16 protein-coding genes are annotated in these 17944 nt (G+C 44.9%); 12 read left to right on the forward strand and 4 right to left on the reverse strand.

Annotated features, from left to right (window positions below; translation table 11 throughout):
- Positions 1-6 precede the first annotated feature (6 nt).
- Positions 7-2739, reverse strand: coding sequence for a hypothetical protein (locus LI114_RS05370; RefSeq protein ID WP_227219781.1), 2733 nt, complete (start codon positions 2737-2739; stop codon positions 7-9).
- Between the two features lie 97 nt (positions 2740-2836).
- Complete coding sequence (locus LI114_RS05375) at positions 2837-3205, reverse strand: helix-turn-helix domain-containing protein (protein WP_227219782.1); 369 nt, start codon at positions 3203-3205, stop codon at positions 2837-2839.
- Between the two features lie 143 nt (positions 3206-3348).
- On the opposite strand from LI114_RS05375, the gene LI114_RS05380 reads away from it, so the two are divergent.
- From LI114_RS05380 to LI114_RS05420, 9 genes are all read left to right on the forward strand, one after another.
- Positions 3349-4413: an adenine-specific methyltransferase EcoRI family protein gene (locus LI114_RS05380; protein ID WP_227219783.1), complete on the forward strand. Its 1065-nt coding sequence runs from the start codon at positions 3349-3351 to the stop codon at positions 4411-4413.
- Positions 4413-5507, forward strand: a complete 1095-nt coding sequence (locus tag LI114_RS05385) for an HNH endonuclease family protein (protein ID WP_227219784.1) — start codon at positions 4413-4415, stop codon at positions 5505-5507. The genes LI114_RS05380 and LI114_RS05385 overlap by 1 nt, the downstream gene beginning before the upstream one ends.
- 137 nt (positions 5508-5644) lie before the next feature.
- Positions 5645-6631 (forward strand): hypothetical protein, encoded by a 987-nt coding sequence (locus LI114_RS05390; protein ID WP_227219785.1) that lies wholly within the window; start codon positions 5645-5647, stop codon positions 6629-6631.
- 441 nt (positions 6632-7072) lie between these two features.
- On the forward strand, positions 7073-8284 hold the full coding sequence (locus LI114_RS05395) for a cofactor-independent phosphoglycerate mutase (protein WP_022127994.1): 1212 nt from the start codon (positions 7073-7075) through the stop codon (positions 8282-8284).
- 106 nt (positions 8285-8390) lie between these two features.
- Positions 8391-8594 carry a hypothetical protein gene (locus LI114_RS05400; RefSeq protein ID WP_227219786.1) on the forward strand — a complete coding sequence of 68 codons (204 nt, stop codon included), beginning with the start codon at positions 8391-8393 and terminating at the stop codon, positions 8592-8594.
- 65 nt (positions 8595-8659) lie between these two features.
- The gene (gene sigK, locus LI114_RS05405; RefSeq protein WP_227219787.1) at positions 8660-9355 is read left to right on the forward strand and encodes an RNA polymerase sporulation sigma factor SigK; all 696 of its coding nucleotides are present in this window, start codon (positions 8660-8662) and stop codon (positions 9353-9355) included.
- 158 nt (positions 9356-9513) lie between these two features.
- The gene (gene purB, locus LI114_RS05410) at positions 9514-10950 is read left to right on the forward strand and encodes an adenylosuccinate lyase (RefSeq protein ID WP_227219788.1); all 1437 of its coding nucleotides are present in this window, start codon (positions 9514-9516) and stop codon (positions 10948-10950) included.
- Positions 10951-11034: 84 nt separating this feature from the next.
- Complete coding sequence (locus tag LI114_RS05415) at positions 11035-12207, forward strand: cation diffusion facilitator family transporter (protein WP_227219789.1); 1173 nt, start codon at positions 11035-11037, stop codon at positions 12205-12207.
- Positions 12208-12239: 32 nt separating this feature from the next.
- Entirely contained in the window at positions 12240-13025 is a 786-nt protein-coding gene (locus tag LI114_RS05420) for a hypothetical protein (RefSeq protein WP_227219790.1), read from the forward strand.
- Positions 13026-13090: 65 nt separating this feature from the next.
- Here LI114_RS05420 and LI114_RS05425 read toward each other — a convergent pair whose 3' ends face one another.
- Positions 13091-13390: a Dabb family protein gene (locus LI114_RS05425; protein ID WP_227219791.1), complete on the reverse strand. Its 300-nt coding sequence runs from the start codon at positions 13388-13390 to the stop codon at positions 13091-13093.
- A 258-nt stretch (positions 13391-13648) separates the two neighbouring features.
- The gene (locus LI114_RS05430; RefSeq protein ID WP_022127987.1) at positions 13649-13948 is read right to left on the reverse strand and encodes a hypothetical protein; all 300 of its coding nucleotides are present in this window, start codon (positions 13946-13948) and stop codon (positions 13649-13651) included.
- A gap of 223 nt (positions 13949-14171) precedes the next feature.
- On the opposite strand from LI114_RS05430, the gene galT reads away from it, so the two are divergent.
- The 3 genes from galT (at position 14172) to LI114_RS05445 (ending at position 17941) form a co-directional block, all read left to right on the forward strand.
- Entirely contained in the window at positions 14172-15665 is a 1494-nt protein-coding gene (gene galT, locus LI114_RS05435; RefSeq protein WP_227219792.1) for a UDP-glucose--hexose-1-phosphate uridylyltransferase, read from the forward strand.
- Between the two features lie 289 nt (positions 15666-15954).
- A complete protein-coding gene (locus LI114_RS05440) occupies positions 15955-17409 on the forward strand; it encodes a C40 family peptidase (protein ID WP_227219793.1) in 1455 nt (484 codons plus the stop codon).
- Positions 17410-17575: 166 nt separating this feature from the next.
- Entirely contained in the window at positions 17576-17941 is a 366-nt protein-coding gene (locus tag LI114_RS05445; protein ID WP_227219794.1) for a metal-sensing transcriptional repressor, read from the forward strand.
- The last annotated feature ends 3 nt before the right edge of the window (positions 17942-17944 follow it).

Consider the following 17944-nt stretch of genomic DNA (forward strand, 5'->3'; position numbering starts at 1 on the left):
TAATATTTACATTTTAAGATTGGTTTCAAGTATATCCTTTGCTTGCTTTCTAATCACATAGTTTGCATCATTCACTAATTGTAGTGTAATTCTATTAATCAACTCTTTATGAATCGTATTATTCTCCTTGAAAATGTATAGAAGCTTACTTCGTATAGCTGGAGTTGGGTCAATCGACATTTCATAAATTTTTTCTTCTGCTTGTCCAGCGTATTGTGAATCAAGAATAAACCATAGACATTCACAAGCCATTGTCCTAATGAAAACATCTTGATCTTCACAACATTGAAATATGATAGATATGATTAATGCATCTACATCTGAACTAACATCGACCGAATATTGAAGATATGTCTTTATGCATTGTACTAAGGCACGTCGTTCTTTGGCATCTTTTTTACTATATGAGAAACACCATTGAATCAAAACTTGTTTTTCCAGAACTCCGACAAGTATTTTCAGTATAATAAGTCTACACCATAAACCTTCGTTACTTCTATGTGTCACTATGAAGTCAGATGAATCTTCTAAGGAGACGTTTTGAATGCAACCAATCAATGCAGAAGGAATATCAATGCCGTTTTTATGATAGTAACCAAGAGCGGTACATAAACATTCTGCACATTGATCTTTTGTATCAAAAGAACAGTTACTATTAAGCACATCTATACACAATGGGAAAAATTCTTCTGTTACGCATTTAATGATATCGTATGAAGGATTATTTTCAAACACACATGATACTATGTAGTATGGATTTACACCAAATTCGTGATAAATACCTTTTTGATTATTGGCCTCAAATTGCTGTCTGGCACTTTCTATTTCCGATTGTAACACAGCATACCAATCGCCTTTATTTGTGTTGAGAGCATAAATCAGCGCTTGTTCTCCAGAAAGTCCATTATTAGGTAGTGTTTCCAATTCAGAAAAGACATCAGGATTACCATTTACTAATGCAGCTATACATTGTGGATCACCATTTCTACTCACCATGTCAGGCAGTTTTTCCTTCAAGACTTCGCAAAGTGATTTTAATGTTTTGTTTGATACAGATTCTAGATCAAGATAACTTATTAGACGAGTTATGTGATTTGCTGTTGCGTATTTATCCTTACCTATAATAGTAATAAGAATCTTTACAACATTCTCGTTGCTTAGACGTTCACAATTATTTATAATGCAATCCGTATAATTATCTGAAATGTTCCATGGTAGATGCTCAGATAATTCTAACAAGTAACGTTCTGCTTCTGTAAACGAATTATCACTGAGATAAAGTCCTATCCTGTATAATACACCTATGCAGACCGCCTCTTTCGATCTTTCTTGTAAATTATGTGCTTGATGCCATAATCCATCAGCGTTCAAAATAAAAATATTACTGATATTATTCCATTCAAGATTGCTAAGGCGTATAAAATCTTTATATTTCCCGTCAAAAAGATACATTTTTATTGCAGTATATAGGAGTTCGGAGCTATTATATAATTTGCCAGTACGATAGAAAATAGTTGCAAATATCTTCCGAGTAATAGCCAAATGTGTATATGAACCGTATAAGAGAGATGAGAAAAGATAGTTTTCTACACCAGAAATGATATTATCAAGATTACTTCCAAAAAAGGTTGTTCCAAAAGAAGCTGTATTTCGTTTTATTTCTTCGTTTAAAAGTGCTTCATATGTGTCTTCCAAATATCGGTCAAGCACAGGAACGTGAACAATAGTATTAAGTGAATTAAGTCTATTTTGGTAAATCTCATCTTCCAGTCCAATTTTATTCTTTGGACAAAGCATTTGAAGATTACGTAAATCTATTAGAATATTTGTTACAATCCAAGCTGCAGCCTTGGTTTCTTCGGCTAACTTGAGTGCTTCTTTCTCTGAATAATAAGCTTTAACTATATCGCCTTGAATAAAGAAATCGATTGCATCCAGACGTTTTGAATACCATTCTACATTAGGGTAGATTGTAGCAACTGAACTTACAAGTTTTGATTTGACATCAGATGATAAAAATCTCTCACCGTTAAGCACCCATTTTATTGCTTGTTCACCTACAGTGTGCAAATTAGACAAAGGAATATCGGATTGTTTTTGCGATAAATTTGACATTCCAATATAGCTGTATATAGATTTATAGCTTGTCTTAAACTGAGACAAAACAGTTTTAGTCGGTATATATGAATCGTAGTCGGATTCAGTTTCAATTGGAGTACCATCTATATCTATAGGTTGCAAAAATGGTGTATAATGATGATTATAATGATAATAAAAAATGACATCCTGGATTACTGCGTTAGTTATAATCTTTTCTGCATTTGTAAAATCATTCATTTTACGATACGTGCAATAATCTCTCTTTTCTAGATCCTTACGCAAGCTTATGACCTCATCTTTTGCAGTATCGTCTCCAAAGAAAAAAACTAACATTGGCTTATTAGTTTCTCGACAACGAGTATATTCAACTTCAGTTCCTTTCCTAAATTCATTTTTAATCAACAGAACAACAATATCTGACGAATCAACATTGGCTACCATAAAATCACTGGATCTCATGGTACTTGTTCGATTCTCAATGGTAAAAGCTTGAATATAAGGACATTTATTAAGTTCATTTTGTACTGTTTCTCTAAAATCAAGCCACTTAAATGTTTCTTCTGAATCTGTATGTACTTCATCACCCATTGCAGAGCTTATGAACACTTTCAACTTTTCTTCAATATTAGGACAATTCATGAAATCCCTCCGTTTATATGTTTATTATACCATAAATAAACATATAATTCAAGATAAAAGCAAACAAGCCGAAGAATCCTATACGAGTTCTTCGGCTTTATTTTGATAACTCTACCGCAATCTTTCCTATAATCTGGTAATGTTCTGCACTCATTTTTTGGAACGTTGATATGTTCTTCTTTCTGAAAGCTTCAATAAGATTTTTAGTAATAGCGATCTGTTCTGGGTTCATACCAAAAGTGGAAATATTTGAATGCTTTTCCATTCCTGCAAGATAATCCATTGAAACGTTAAAAATAGCGGCGAATTCTTTTACCGTTTCAAAGGTTGGATTTTGCAACCCTTTTTCATATCGGCTTATGATTGAACTTTCTTTATGAATCAGACGGGCAAGCTGCTCTTGCGTAAACCCTTTTTCTTTTCGTAATTTTTGAAGAATTACTCCGAAATCGTACACTTCATCCATTTTGCACCTCAAGAATTTGTAGTATACTCAAATTATACCCCAAACCACTTGATAAATATGCGATTTTATGGTATACTACTTGATATATAATCAAGCTTGAAATAAAAAACATGATATATAATCAAATCGAAAGGCATAGTAAAATGGCAAACAAAAATGAAAATCTTTCTGCTGCGAAAAATGCAAAGAAAGATGAGTTTTATACTCAGTTAGTCGATATAGAGAACGAATTAAGGCATTATAAGGAACATTTCAAGGATAAGATTGTTTTCTGCAATTGTGATGACCCTTATGAGAGCAATTTCGTGAAGTATTTTGCAATGAATTTTAATGCTCTCGGATTGAAAAAGCTTATTGCAACTTGTTATACGACTTCTCCCGTGATGTATACGCAGCTTACATTTTTTGGCGAGGAAGAAGTAATTTCCGTTGCTTACAGCGGAAAGAAACCATATGTCATTGAAATTTCTGAAGTTACAGATGAAAATGGCGATGGTGCAGTTGATCTGACTGATTTTGAGTTGATTTTAAAGAAGAATAAGCCGAAAATATTAAAGGGGGACGGCGATTTTCGTTCTGCTGAATGTGTTGAATATTTGAAAGAAGCTGATATTGTTGTGACAAATCCCCCATTTTCCCTTTTCAGAGAATACGTTGCACAGCTTATGGAGTATGATAAAAAATTTATTATTATTGGAAATCAGAACGCAATTACATATAAGGAGGTTTTCCCACTAATCAAAGAAAATAGGTTGTGGTTAGGCTTTAAGTGCGGAGATATGGCATTTACAGTTCCGGAGTCATATGAAGCGAGAGAAACACGGTTTTGGGTTGATGAGAGTGGGCAAAAATGGAGAAGTTTTGGAAATATTTGTTGGTATACAAATCTTGACCACAGCAAAAGACATGAGGATTTAATCCTTTATAAAAGCTATTCAGAAGAGGAATATCCTTCTTATGATAATTATAATGCTATAAATGTCAATAAAACAGCAGAAATACCTTACAACTATGACGGTGCAATGGGAGTTCCTATTACTTTTCTTGATAAGTATAATCCTGAACAGTTTGAAATTTTAGATGCAAGAGAATATGCATTGTTCGATAAGCAAAAAAATAAAAATACATACTTAATAAAAGATGCAGATAGTGCAATTAATGGCAAGCCCAAATATGCAAGAATTTTGATTAGAAAGAAGGAAAAATAATGGAAATCAGACTTGAAGAACATACGATCAGAGAAATATTCGATGGGTACAAAGATAGTGCAGATAACGGAGTTATTGCATTTGGTGGAAAACTTAACGTCAGACCAGCCTTTCAGCGAGAGTTTGTTTATAAGGAAAAAGAACGCAATGCCGTCATCGATACTGTGACAAAAGGTTTTCCTTTGAATGTAATGTATTGGTGCGAAGATGATAATGGAAACTATGAACTGCTTGACGGACAGCAAAGAACGATCAGCATTTGTCAGTATTGCAGCGGAGATTTTTCAATCAATAACAGAACTTTTCATAACCTCACCAATACTGAAAGAGGACGTATTCTGGATTACAAGCTTATGATCTACATATGCAAAGGAAATGATCTTGAAAAGCTGGAGTGGTTCAAGACGATAAATATTGCAGGTGTAAAACTTGCTGATCAGGAACTGAGAAATGCGATTTATACTGGTCCATGGCTGACAGATGTCAAAAAATATTTTTCCAAGAATGGTTGTCCTGCATATAAGATCGGAAATAAATATCTCAGCGGTGAAATGATCCGTCAGGATTATCTTGAAAAGGCAATCAAGTGGATCGCTTCAAAAGAAAATAAGAGCATTGAAGAATATATGTCAGAACATCAGCATGATTCAGACGGCACTGCATTATGGCTTTATTTCCAGAACGTTATTTCATGGGTGAATACACTCTTCCCGGAATATCGAAAGGAAATGAAAGGGCTTGAATGGGGATTGTTTTATAATGTGTTTGGAAATAATTCCTATAACCCAGATATGTTAGAGAAAAGAATAACCGAACTTATGGCAGATGATGATGTAACCTCTAAAAAAGGGATTTATGAGTATCTTTTAAGCGGAAAAGAAAAAGTTCTCAGCATCAGAGCATTTACCGATAATCAGAAAGCTACTGCTTATGCCAAACAAAATGGAATCTGTCCGATTTGTCAGAAACATTTTGAACTCGACAGAATGCATGCCGATCACATCACGCCCTGGCACGCAGGCGGGAAAACGGTTCCGGAAAACTTGCAGATGCTTTGCAGGGATTGTAATTTGAAGAAGTCGGGGCAGATTTAAACATGTTTTTTGTAAGCTCTTGAAACTAAGCGAAAAATATGGTATAATGTAATTGAGGCGTTTATTTCGGTGATTTTAATTAATGTGGTATTAGAATTTCTGTGCTGACTTCAATGAAAATGTGGGGAGTAAAATTTATGAAAAATGGATTGATAAAAAAAGAAGATTATACTATTTCTGAATTAAGTACAACAAATATTAGTGCACTTTTATCTTTGCTTCATGGAAAAAATGATAGCATATGCAAATTATTTAACAAAGAGATAAAAGTAGATATTGTCAATCTTAAACAACTCAATAAAATGATGTGTGATAAACTTGAAACACATAATGTTGATGCTATAACAATTACTGTAGATATTGCCTTTCTTAACAAACAAATCCTACATTTCAAATCATGGCAAGAGTTTGAGGGCTATGATTTCCAGGCAGTTAATTCCTCTACAAAATCTGTTTTTATACAATGGGATTTTTTTATCAGAGTAGATGGTTACGAAATTCCGCAACGACATACCGTAAATATAAGAATTGCTTCCTCTCCACAACCCAGTGATATGTTCAAAGTATTATTAAGTGGAGGCTTTGATGAATCACACGACATTGATATACAAGGAAGTACGATGATTTGCAAAGTTGATTTTATTAACAATACTTTAGCGGAAGAACTAGTAAATATTGCTGCCAAATGGAATGATTTATGCGAAAGTGCAGTTCATGAAAAGGGGAGATTTCTTCAATTCTTATATCTAAACAAGTCAAAGATAGCTAATATTGCCGAAATAAGCACGATATTGCTGATCTGTTCAACGATTGCTCTTCTTACTAAATTAACTGGCGTATTCTCATTTTCAGCTAATAATATAACAGCATTTTGGCTTTTAATGTTATTTTCATTACCACTTTTTTGTGCAATTAAATATGTAAGTCGATTGTTTGGAAAACACATCTTTAACCGTCTTGGAGAGGTCATGCAAATACATATTTTTAATATATCTCATGGCGACGTAAAGTCTAACGAAAGAATAAAGAAAGATAGCAACTGCAAAAAAGAATGCATCTTATTTGTAATTGATTTACTACTTTCTATTATTATATCTGTAGTCTTTTTTGCCCTAGAAAAATGAAATGAAACCCCTTGACAACCTCCCCAACCTGCGCTATAATACCAAATAAGGAGCAAGCCACCAGGCACACATCGTCTCCATAAGTCGCACGGTGTGTTATCAAGGCGATAACAAATTGATAACGGAGCATCAGCAGTCAAGTACAATACAGAACAAAATGTATAATTGAGATACCACAGTTCAAATCCTCTAAGCAAAAATGTTTAGCTAAGAGGGCGACTTGAGGAGTGGGAGTGATCTTCCAACTCATACCGATAAAATAAATGAAGAGCTGACTGATCGTTCTGAAATCAGTCAGCTCTTTTATATGCTCTTCTCCTCTCCTTGTACTTTCCTACATACCCCAATCGTCAAAATTCTTTAACAGGTATTGAAATCTTGTCGAAATTGTGTTATAATGTTTATGAAGTTTTTTATAATGCTTTTGAAAGGAAGATACTTATGACAAAATATGTTGTAATGCTCTGCGACGGTATGGCTGATTACCCCGTTGAAGAGCTGGGCGGAAAAAGCCCTATGGAGGCCGCTTATAAGCCTACTATGGATAAGCTGGCTAAAAAAGCTACCGTTGGTCTGGTAAAGAGCGTTGCTGATGGGCTGAAACCCGGCTCGGACGTCGCTAACCTCTCGATACTCGGCTACGACCCCGCTATCTACTACTCAGGCCGCTCTCCGCTGGAGGCAGGGTCTATCGGCATTGATATGAAGCCGACCGATGTTTCTTTCCGCTGCAATCTCGTTACCCTCTCCGATGAGGAAAATTACGAGGACAAGACCATTCTGGATTACTGCGCCGACGATATTTCCACCGAGGAAGCGCGCATACTGATAGAGTTTTTGGCTCAGCATTTCAATTCCGAAGAGTTCCAGCTTTACGCCGGCGTAAGCTACCGCCATTGCCTTATTTGGAATCAGGGCACGCTCGACGTCGGCACACTTACCCCGCCGCACGACATCACTGGCAAGCCGATAAAGGAATATATCCCCAGCCACCCCAACGCCGCCAAGCTTTACGATATGATGGTAAAAAGCTACGATCTGCTGAAAGACCACCCTGTAAACAAGGCGCGCGAGGCTAAAGGCAAGCGTCCTGCAAACTCTATGTGGTTCTGGGGCGAGGGTGTGCGCAAGTCGCTCATGCCGTTCACCGAAAAGTATGGACTGAAAGGCTCGATAATCTCGGCGGTAGACCTGCTGAAGGGCATCGGCAAATTCAGCGGAATGAACGTTGTTGAGGTAGAGGGCGCTACGGGCTACATCGACACGAATTTCGAGGGCAAGGCGCAGGCGTGCATCGACGAGCTTGCCAACGGTCAGGATTTTGTATATATCCACGTTGAAGCTCCCGACGAGTGCGGTCACCGCCACGAGATCGAGAACAAGAAGCGCGCGATAGAGCTTATCGACGAGAAGATACTCACCCCCGTAGTTGCGGCGCTGGAGCAGTACGATGATTACAAGGTTCTTGTATGCCCCGACCACCCGACCCCGCTTTCGCTGAGAACGCACACCAACGACCCCATACCCTTCCTGATCTACCACAAGCAGGGCGAAGTAGAGGGCGTAGACGGCTGGAGCGAAAAGACCGCGGCAGAAACGGGACTTTTCATCAGCGAAGGACACACGCTTATGGAGAAGTTTTTGGGGGAGTGAGTCTTTAAAACTCCTGCAAAATCTGAATTAGTTTATGACGACGGTATAGTGACGCATCACCATGCCGTCGTTATTGATTTGCAAATATCACAAAGGCGGTGATAACATGACCTACATAATAAAAGAAATAACTGAAGAGGACTACGGCTGCGAGGGCGTTCCTGAGGGCGGCGAACTCATGTGCAGCGTGCTTGTGGACGGCGCAGACGGAAAAAAATGGCTGCGTATTGCCGATAGACTGCTGCGCGAGAATTCGCTCGATGTCGGCAGCGAGGTGGACGAGGCAGCTTTACGCGAATTGATGTCATGATGGCATAAATTCCTGCACTGCGGCATATGCTTCCTTTATAATGGTATTAAGAGAGGTGTATCGTCATGATCAAGCTGCTGATACAGCTTTTTTCGCAGAGATTTTTGCTCTTCGCACTGCATTTCGAGGGCGGCGGCAAGTTTCCGAAACCGCTTTCGGCTAAGGAGGAGCGCGAATGTTTTGAAAAAATGTCGCAGGGTGACCCCGCCGCGCGCGAAAAACTCATCAGCCATAACCTGCGGCTGGTCGCGCATATCGTCAAAAAATACGGCTGCCCGCCCGGCGAGAGCGACGACCTTATCTCCATCGGTACTATCGGACTGATAAAGGCGGTCGGCACTTTCGACCATACTAAAGGCTGTCGGTTCGCGACGTATGGTTCTCGATGTGTGGAAAACGAAATTCTGATGCACTTCCGCTCGGCAAAAAAACTCTCCGCTGAGGTGCATTTCGACGAGCCTGTCGATACCGATAAAAACGGCAACTGCCTTACGCTGATGGATATTATCGCGGACGACGAGATGCCGGTGGAGGATAAATGCGGGCTGAGGAGCGACCTTGCGCGGCTTGAAAACTGCCTGCGCACCGAACTTGAACAGCGCGAACGCGAGATAGTTGTGATGCGCTACGGACTGGGCAAAAGTCCGCCGCTCACTCAGCGCGAAACGGCGAAACTGCTCGGTATCTCGCGCTCTTACGTTTCGCGGATAGAGAAAAAAGCTCTGCAAAAGCTTCGCGCCGCTATGGAAACGCCATGCTGAAAAGCGCGTGAACGCTGAGTGAAATTGGGGCGGGGGTATTGCAATGCGCAGCAAAATGTGTTATAATGTAATCTGACGGCGCGGGAAATGCGCTGTATCTATAAAAATTGACAAGAGAATATCAAAATAACAGAATATGTAAAGGATGGTTTTTCATTATGACAAATTCTTACGAAAGCCCTTTCTGCACCCGCTACGCCAGCAAGGAAATGCAGTATATTTTCTCGGCGGATAAGAAATTCACTACCTGGAGAAAGCTTTGGGTGGCGCTTGCAAGAGCTGAGATGCAGCTTGGCCTGCCAGTAACTCAGGAGCAGGTAGATGAGCTTGAGGCTAATGTTGATAATATCGACTACGAGGTAGCCGCCGCGCGCGAAAAGGTAGTTCGCCACGACGTTATGGCGCACGTTTACACCTACGGCAAGGTTTGCCCTAAGGCGGCGGGAATAATCCACCTCGGCGCTACTTCCTGCTACGTTGGCGACAATACCGACGTTATCATCATGCGCGACGCTATGCAGGTGGTAAAGAGAAAGCTGGTAAAGGTGATCTCGCAGCTCGCTGAATTTGCCGATAAGTACAAGGCTATGCCCTGCCTCGCTTACACCCACCTCCAGCCCGCACAGCTTACCACAGTAGGCAAGCGCGCTACACTTTGGTGCAACGAACTGCTCACCGACCTTGAGAACCTCGATTTCCAGATCTCGAAGCTGAAACTGCTCGGCTCTAAGGGCACTACCGGCACGCAGGCTTCCTTCATGGAGCTTTTTGAGGGCGATACCGATAAGGTGAAGAAGCTGGAAAAGCTGATAGCTGATGAGATGGGCTTTGACGCAGTAGTACCCGTTTCGGGTCAGACCTACTCGCGCAAGGTGGATTACAACGTTTGCTCGGTACTCGCGGGCATAGCTCAGTCGGCTATGAAATTTGCCAACGATATAAGAATACTCCAGTCCTTCAAGGAGATTGAAGAGCCTTTTGAAAAGAACCAGATCGGTTCTTCCGCTATGGCTTACAAGCGCAATCCTATGCGCGACGAGCGTATCTGCGCGCTGGCGAGATACGTTATGTGCGATGTGCTCAACCCCGCATTCACCGCAGGTACTCAGTGGTTCGAGCGCACCCTCGATGACTCTGCAAACAAGCGTATCTCCGTAGCTGAGGCGTTCCTCGGCGTTGACTCTATACTGAATATCATGCTCAACGTCACCGACCCCGAAAACGGTCTGGTAGTATACGATAAGATAATCCGCCGCAGAGTAATGGCAGAGCTGCCCTTTATGGCTACCGAAAATATCATGATGGACGCTGTAAAGAAGGGCGGAAACCGTCAGGAGCTTCACGAGAAGATACGCGAATACTCTATGGTAGCGGGCGCGAACGTAAAGCGCGAGGGTCTTGACAACAACCTCTGCGACCTTATTCTCGCCGACCCGATGTTCATGATAACCAAGAAAGAAATGGACGCTATAATGAAGCCCGAAAACTTCATCGGCAGATGCCCTCAGCAGGTAGAAGAGTTCATAGCTGAGTGCGTAAAGCCGGTGCTCGACGAAAACGGCGTTTCCGATGATACCGCAGAGATCAACGTGTAAGTTAACGCTTGACAATTCAATAACAATCACCTCGTGCCGTGCAGGAAGCTTGAACCTGCGCGGCACGGGTTTAAGGTGAACATAATGACAGATTTTTTAGTAAAGCGCTTTGTGAAAAACAGCGGCGACGTTACCGACGCTAAAGTCCGCGAGCGCTACGGCACGCTTTCGGGCGGGGTGGGCATCGCCTGCAATATCGCTCTTTTTGTGCTGAAATACATTATCGGCACGTTTTCACATTCAATATCGGTCATCTCAGACGCTTTCAACAATCTTTCCGACTGCGCCAGCTGCGTTATGACGCTTTTCGGCTACAAAATGGCGGCGAAGCCTGCCGATAAAGACCACCCGTTCGGTCACGGCAGAATGGAGTACCTGACCTCGCTGACGATAGCCGTTGTGATACTCGCGGTGGGACTGGAGCTTATGAAAAGCTCGGTGATGAAGATCATCCACCCCGCCGATACGGTGTTTAGCCTGCCGATACTCATTTCATTGGCGATCTCGATAGGCGTGAAACTTTGGATGAGCGTTTTTAATACAAAACTGGGCAGGCGGATAAACAGCTCGGTGATGCTGGCGACGGCTAAGGACAGCCGCAGCGACGTGCTCGCGACCTCGGCAGCGGCGGCGGGCTTGATACTTTCCGCAGTAACGCCGCTGCCGATGGACGGTATAATGGGCGCGGCGGTGTCGCTCTTCGTGCTCGCTTCGGGCTTCGAGATAGTTCGCGGCACGGTAGACCTGCTTATCGGCAAGCCCGCCGACCCCGAGCTTTGCGAGAAAATACGCGCGCTGGTGCTTGAGGACGAGCGGATAATCGGCCTGCACGATATGGTGATACATGATTACGGCCCCGGCAACAAGCTCGGCTCGCTGCACGCCGAGGTGCGCAGCGACGAAGATTTTTCGCAGATACACGACCTTGTAGACTGTATCGAGCGGCGGATCTTTAGCGAGCTGAACGTGCGCATGACGATACACATGGACCCGATAGACGTTGACAACGAGCAGGTAAACGCCTGTAAAGATATGGTGCGCGGGGTGATAAAGCAGCTTGACGAGCGTCTGCATATCCACGATTTCAGGCTCGTGAGCGGCGAAACGCATACTAACGTCATCTTTGATCTGGTAGTACCTTTCGATTGCCGCTATACCGACGAGCAACTGAAGTTCTACATAGATACAGAGTTGGAAAAAGAAGATAAGAATTACTACACGGTGATAACATTCGACAGGGATTTTCAGCAAACCTAAAGGAGAAAACTGCTAAGACGAAAGGAGAAAAAATGAGAAAGGATACTATTAAAAAGATAGCCGCATTGTGCGCGGCGCTTGCGATGATGACGGCGGCGGGCTGCGGATATATCGAAGATCTGCCCGCGGATGAAGGTTCGGGCGCGGGATCTTCGCTGGCTGAAATAGTAGACAACGCCGAGGAAAGCGCGGCGGACGATACCGAAGAAAGCGCCGCTGAGGAGAATATGGAAAGCGTTGAAGATACCGAAAGCGCGGCAGATGAGAGCACGGAAAGCGCCGACGAAGCGGAAGATTCTCAGGCGGAGGAAGATGCGCAGGCGGGCAATGTTTATACCAATGAGGAGTTTGGCTTCAGCCTGCCGCTGCCCGATGGCGCGGAGTATAACGAGTACGAAGCCGAGCTTCAGCCCTCTTTCGATGACGACGCGGTGCAGTTCCGACCGCTGATGGAAACTATAATTTCGGACAACACGAACATGGCGGTACAGCTTTGGAACACGCAGAAAACGCTTGACGACCTCGTTCAGGCGCGCCGCGACTACGTTGACAGCACAAATTCGCAGGCGGAAGAGCTGAAAGCCGAGGGCACGCCGTACGATACGGCGGAGCTGCTTGAGGTTTCAGACGCGGCGGTCGGCGGAGCGGAAGCGCGCATCGTAACCGAAAGGCTCGACGGCTCAAACGGCACGTTTTACACCCTGCGCGCTTACTATTCACTTGGCGGCGGGAATTACATCTACATTCAGGGCAACTGCTGCGATGAAGCTGCGCTGGCTCAGCTAAAGACCTGCGCCGAAGGTTTTGTGATAAACTAAATTGCATAAAAAAACCGCTGTTCGGTTTGGTACGGACAGCGGTTTTTGTTTTGCGGTTGGGTGGTCTAGTCGGCAGCAACGTCGCCGCAAAGCCTGTCGGTAACGATGTCGGCGCAGCGCTCGCGGTGGGCGACGTGCAGTGGGTGATCTCTAAACGCGGCAAGCGCCTGCGCGTCGGTGAACTCCGAGTAGAAAACGAGGTCGTAGCCGCCCGCAGTGTTTGCCCCGATCTCGGCGTGGATAAGCCCCTCGATATGCCCGTTCATCGTCGCGACCGAGCGCTGTAAAAACTCGAGCGACTGCTTCTCGCTGTGCTCGGTTTTGACCTTTTCTGTAAAATTCCAGAATAAAATATGCCTTATCATAAAAAATTCTCCTAACATACGTTTTTATAAATTATACCACAAAACGAGGCATGAGTCAAATCTGAACAAATCGCGTTGCGGAACTGTTGGCACAATTGTGTATTGTGTGGTGTGACCGGCTTAAAAAGATACACAACGGCTAAAATTTGAACATAAAAAATCACCCCGCACCGCGCATTTTGCCGCACGATACGGGGTGATTTTGGGCTTTAGCCCGCTGTATTTAAAAAGGGATTATGTGGAAGGCTTATTGAATGGTTAGAAGATGTCGCCGAAAATATCGTCGAAAACGTCCTCTTCGTCGCGCTTTTCGCAGCCGAAAAATCTGCTGTGGATAAGCTCGTCCGCCGCGACTATGAGCGCTACCCCCGCGCCTGTGCAGGCAAGCGCTGCGCCCTCGCTGCCGCTGCCCATCTGCCGAAAAGCCGCCAGCCCGAAAACGATAGCCGCCGCGAACAGCGCTATCAGCACCGCCGCCGCTGCGCCGTTTACCCCGCCCGCGGTCTTTTTCGCAGGCTCGCTCGATGCGTCCGATTTGTACGAATTGTAAATTTTCATGACATTTCCTCCCTTATACGCCGCACTGTTTTGCGCGGCTCGCGTTGTTTTCTCTTTGCTATGTCTATATTATATCATGTTTGATGTATCAAAATCGGGACAATTAAAAATGCGAGCGAAATTTGTCCGAATGGTTGAAAAACGTTAAAAAATATGGTATAATATTAAAGTTAATACCGTGCACTACAATGCAAATACGGCTATCCGTTACAGGAGGGATACCATGATATATCAAAGCATAAAAAAACTGGTTACATACGCTCTGGAAAAAGGGCTGATCTCGCCGCTCGATAAGGTCTACGCGACCAACCGCCTGCTCGAGGCGCTGGCGCTGGATTCTTATGAAGAGCCTCAAGAGGAGTACGCCGAAGTTGACCTAGAGGAAACTCTTCGCGAGCTGCTTGACTACGCCTGCGAAAAGGGTCTTTGCGAAAACAGCGTGGTTTACCGCGACCTTTTTGATACAAAGCTGATGGGTCTGCTAACGCCGCGCCCGTCTTACGTCAATGAAAAATTCCGCGCTGATTACGCCGAGTCGCCCGAAAAGGCTACTGATAATTTCTACCGTTTCAGCTGCGATACCGACTATATCCGCCGCTACCGCATAGCCCGCGATATGCGCTGGAAGACCGCTACCGATTACGGCGAACTGGATATAACGATAAATCTTTCCAAGCCTGAGAAAGACCCGAAAGCCATCGCCGCCGCAAAAAACGCTCCGCAGGCAGGCTACCCTAAGTGTCAGCTTTGCCGCGAGTGCGAGGGCTACGCGGGCAGAGTCAATTATCCCGCACGCCAGAACCACCGCATAACTGCGATAGATATTCTCGGCGAACCGTGGGGCTTTCAGTATTCGCCATACGTTTACTACAACGAACACTGCATAGTTTTCAATAAAAAGCACACGCCGATGGTGATCGACAAGCAGGCTTTCCGTAAGCTTTTCGACTTTATCCGCCAGTTCCCGCATTACTTCGTAGGCTCAAACGCCGACCTGCCGATAGTTGGCGGGTCTATCCTCGCGCACGAGCATTTTCAGGGCGGCAGATACAGATTCGCGATGGAGAAAGCACCCGTTGAAACGCCCATTAGCTTCAAGGGCTTCGACGACGTGAAGGCAGGCATAGTTAAGTGGCCGATGTCCGTTATCCGTATCAGCGGCGGCGACCCCGAGCGCTTAGCCGACCTTGCCGACAAGATACTTACAGCGTGGCGCGGCTACACCGACGAGAGCGCGTTCATCTTCGCGCAGACCGACGGCGAACCGCACAACACGATAACCCCGATAGCGCGTATGCGCGACGGCAGCTACGAGCTTGATCTGGTGCTGCGCAACAACATCACCACCCCCGAGCACCCGCTGGGCGTTTACCACCCACACGCCGAGCTGCACCATATTAAAAAGGAGAACATCGGTCTGATAGAGGTAATGGGTCTTGCGGTGCTGCCCAGCCGTCTGAAAGGCGAGATGCAGCAGCTTGCCGAAGCGATAAAGGCGGGCGCTGACCTGCGCGCAGACCCCGTACTGGAAAAGCACGCCGACTGGGCGGAGGATTTCCTCAGCCGCCGCGAAGTGACCGCGGAGAATGTCGAAGCCGTTATACAGGACGAAGTGGGCGCGGTATTCGCAAAGGTGCTGGAGCACGCGGGCGTTTACAAGCGCGATGAAAACGGCAGAGCGGCTTTCCTGCGTTTTGTGGAATACGTCAATTCTTAACTAAAATATGGATAATTACAGAGAGCGGCGCAGTACCGCTCTCTTTTTTGCGCTAAAATGCCGCGTTTCGGCAATATGTGACCGTTAATGTGCACAAAAAAACGTACAGCAAATTATAAAAACCGTAAATCTTGGGTGTACAAAGTGCACAAATGAGCGGGCAAAGTATTGACAAATTGGAAAAAAGGAATTATAATGTATTACAAATCAGTAACACCATACAGGAGAAAATAATAAGTTATAGTTGGCAGAATTTGGGGATTATTGATATTAAAACGGAGCAATTAAAATGTACATAAAGTCACTAATGAAAAGATTTGCGGCAGTAGCCGCAGCAGCTGTTATCTCGCTGACGATATTCGGCGGGGTAGGTATAAATGAACAGCCGCTGAAGAATTCGGCGGTGATAAGCGGCTCGGCGGACGATGGCGAGGACTACGATAAGCAGCTCTCAGACCTCGAAAGCAAAAAGGCTGAGCTGGATAAAAAAATCGCCGACGCGGGCAGCGACATCAGCGGACAGAAGAAAAAGCTGGAGGCTGTAAACGAAAAGGCAAAGACCATCGAAAAAAAGATCACTAAGCTGAACGACCGCACGGCTAAGCTGGAGGACGAAATGGCGCAGCTCGACTCAGATATGCGCGATACCCAGTATCAGCTAGAGCAGGCGGAGGACGATATAGCGGTAGGTATAGATGAATTTAAGGAGCGTCTGCGCGCAATGTATATCGCGGGCAACGACTCTTACTCGGAAGTGCTGATAAACGCTGATAATTTCTACGATGTGCTTATGCGCGTAGAGCTTGTGAAGCGCGTTGCGGCGCACGATAACGAAGTGATAGACGATCTGCTTGAGCAGAAAGCGAAGATAGAAAAGTATAAGGCTGAACTTGACGAGCAGAGCGCTGCGCTGAAAGAAAAGAGCGCAGATTACGCCAGCAAGCAGGCTGACCTTGCAAAACAGCAGAAAGAGCTGCTGGATATGCAGAAGGAATACGGCGATTCTATCGAGGCGCTGAGCGGCGACCTTTCGGCTTACCGGTCGCAGGCTGACCAGCTCTCGGCAGAGTATAATAAGGTATCTGAGGCGGCTAAGACCACCACTACTACCACCGCCGCCGCTCCTGAAGATAATAAAGACTCTAAGGACGATTCGAGCAAGGGTGAGAGCACAAAGAAGGATCCCTCTAAGCCCGATAAGACTACTAAGGACGACGACAGCAAGCCCGATACTACAAAGGCTACTGAAGAACCGAAAAAGACCGAGCCTACTCAGACAGAAGCGCCTAAAACCACTACGCCAAAGACTACTACTCCCGCGCCCGAGCCTGAACCAGAGCCGGAGCCTGACCCGACTCCCAGCAACCGCGATCAGCAGATAAGCACCGTGGTAAATTACGCTAAGAGCATGGTGGGCGGCAGATATGTATGGGGCGGCAGCCAGTTCGGCGCTACCGATTGCTCGGGACTTGTGATGCTTTCCTACGCGCAGATAGGCATTTCGCTGCCGCATCTCGCTTCCGCGCAGGCAGGCTACGGCACAAGCGTTTCGTACAGCAATATACAGCCCGGCGACCTCGTATTCTACGGCGGCTCGAGCTACTCCTCGATATACCATGTGGCGATGTACATCGGCGATGGCAAGATAGTTCACGCTGAGTCCTCGGCTACGGGCATAGTTATCTCCTACTACGATTCGGTAGCGAGGTACAATAACGTCACCTGCATAAAGCGGCTGATATAGCTCATAACAGAAATTTTTCGATGCAGACTTCGCAATTGCGCGGGGTCTGTATTTTTTTATGCGAAAATGAAAACAATATGTTAAAATGAGCGAAAGCTTGTTGACAAATACCCTACTGGGGTATATAATAAATATACCCATAGGGGGTATATTGGAGGTGCATTATTTGGAAGATATAAAAGATATAAAGACGGATAACGCTGAGAGCGCTTGCTGCGCAGAAGAAGCCCCGCAGAACTGCTGCGAGTGCTGCCGACATAAGCACACGCCGCGCGGCGAGCAGGAGATGAAGCAGCTTCGCAACCGCATAAACCGCATCATCGGGCAGATGAACGGCATACAGAAAATGCTGGACGAAAACCGCTACTGCGGAGATGTTCTGACGCAGATAGCTGCGGCGGAGAGCGCTTTGCAGGGGCTGGGCTACCTCGTTTTGCAGGAGCATTTAAAGACCTGCGTATGCGAAGAGGTCGCGAACGGAAACGTCGGCATCATGGACGAAGCGGTAGAGCTTATCAAAAAGCTGAAATGACGT

Source organism: Ruminococcus sp. 210702-SL.1.03 (assembly GCF_020559915.1).
Classification (GTDB): domain Bacteria; phylum Bacillota; class Clostridia; order Oscillospirales; family Ruminococcaceae; genus YE71.

What these genes read in the sequence shown, in the direction of transcription:
- LI114_RS05425 (WP_227219791.1), bottom strand. Translation starts at nt 13,390, where the DNA reads ATGATAAGGCATATTTTATTCTGGAATTTTACAGAAAAGGTCAAAACC.
- LI114_RS05415 (WP_227219789.1), top strand. Translation starts at nt 11,035, where the DNA reads ATGACAGATTTTTTAGTAAAGCGCTTTGTGAAAAACAGCGGCGACGTT.
- sigK (WP_227219787.1), top strand. Translation starts at nt 8,660, where the DNA reads ATGATCAAGCTGCTGATACAGCTTTTTTCGCAGAGATTTTTGCTCTTC.
- purB (WP_227219788.1), top strand. Translation starts at nt 9,514, where the DNA reads ATGACAAATTCTTACGAAAGCCCTTTCTGCACCCGCTACGCCAGCAAG.
- LI114_RS05395 (WP_022127994.1), top strand. Translation starts at nt 7,073, where the DNA reads ATGACAAAATATGTTGTAATGCTCTGCGACGGTATGGCTGATTACCCC.
- LI114_RS05400 (WP_227219786.1), top strand. Translation starts at nt 8,391, where the DNA reads ATGACCTACATAATAAAAGAAATAACTGAAGAGGACTACGGCTGCGAG.
- LI114_RS05430 (WP_022127987.1), bottom strand. Translation starts at nt 13,948, where the DNA reads ATGAAAATTTACAATTCGTACAAATCGGACGCATCGAGCGAGCCTGCG.
- LI114_RS05420 (WP_227219790.1), top strand. Translation starts at nt 12,240, where the DNA reads ATGAGAAAGGATACTATTAAAAAGATAGCCGCATTGTGCGCGGCGCTT.
- LI114_RS05385 (WP_227219784.1), top strand. Translation starts at nt 4,413, where the DNA reads ATGGAAATCAGACTTGAAGAACATACGATCAGAGAAATATTCGATGGG.
- LI114_RS05375 (WP_227219782.1), bottom strand. Translation starts at nt 3,205, where the DNA reads ATGGATGAAGTGTACGATTTCGGAGTAATTCTTCAAAAATTACGAAAA.
- LI114_RS05380 (WP_227219783.1), top strand. Translation starts at nt 3,349, where the DNA reads ATGGCAAACAAAAATGAAAATCTTTCTGCTGCGAAAAATGCAAAGAAA.
- LI114_RS05440 (WP_227219793.1), top strand. Translation starts at nt 15,955, where the DNA reads ATGTACATAAAGTCACTAATGAAAAGATTTGCGGCAGTAGCCGCAGCA.
- LI114_RS05390 (WP_227219785.1), top strand. Translation starts at nt 5,645, where the DNA reads ATGAAAAATGGATTGATAAAAAAAGAAGATTATACTATTTCTGAATTA.
- LI114_RS05370 (WP_227219781.1), bottom strand. Translation starts at nt 2,739, where the DNA reads ATGAATTGTCCTAATATTGAAGAAAAGTTGAAAGTGTTCATAAGCTCT.
- galT (WP_227219792.1), top strand. Translation starts at nt 14,172, where the DNA reads ATGATATATCAAAGCATAAAAAAACTGGTTACATACGCTCTGGAAAAA.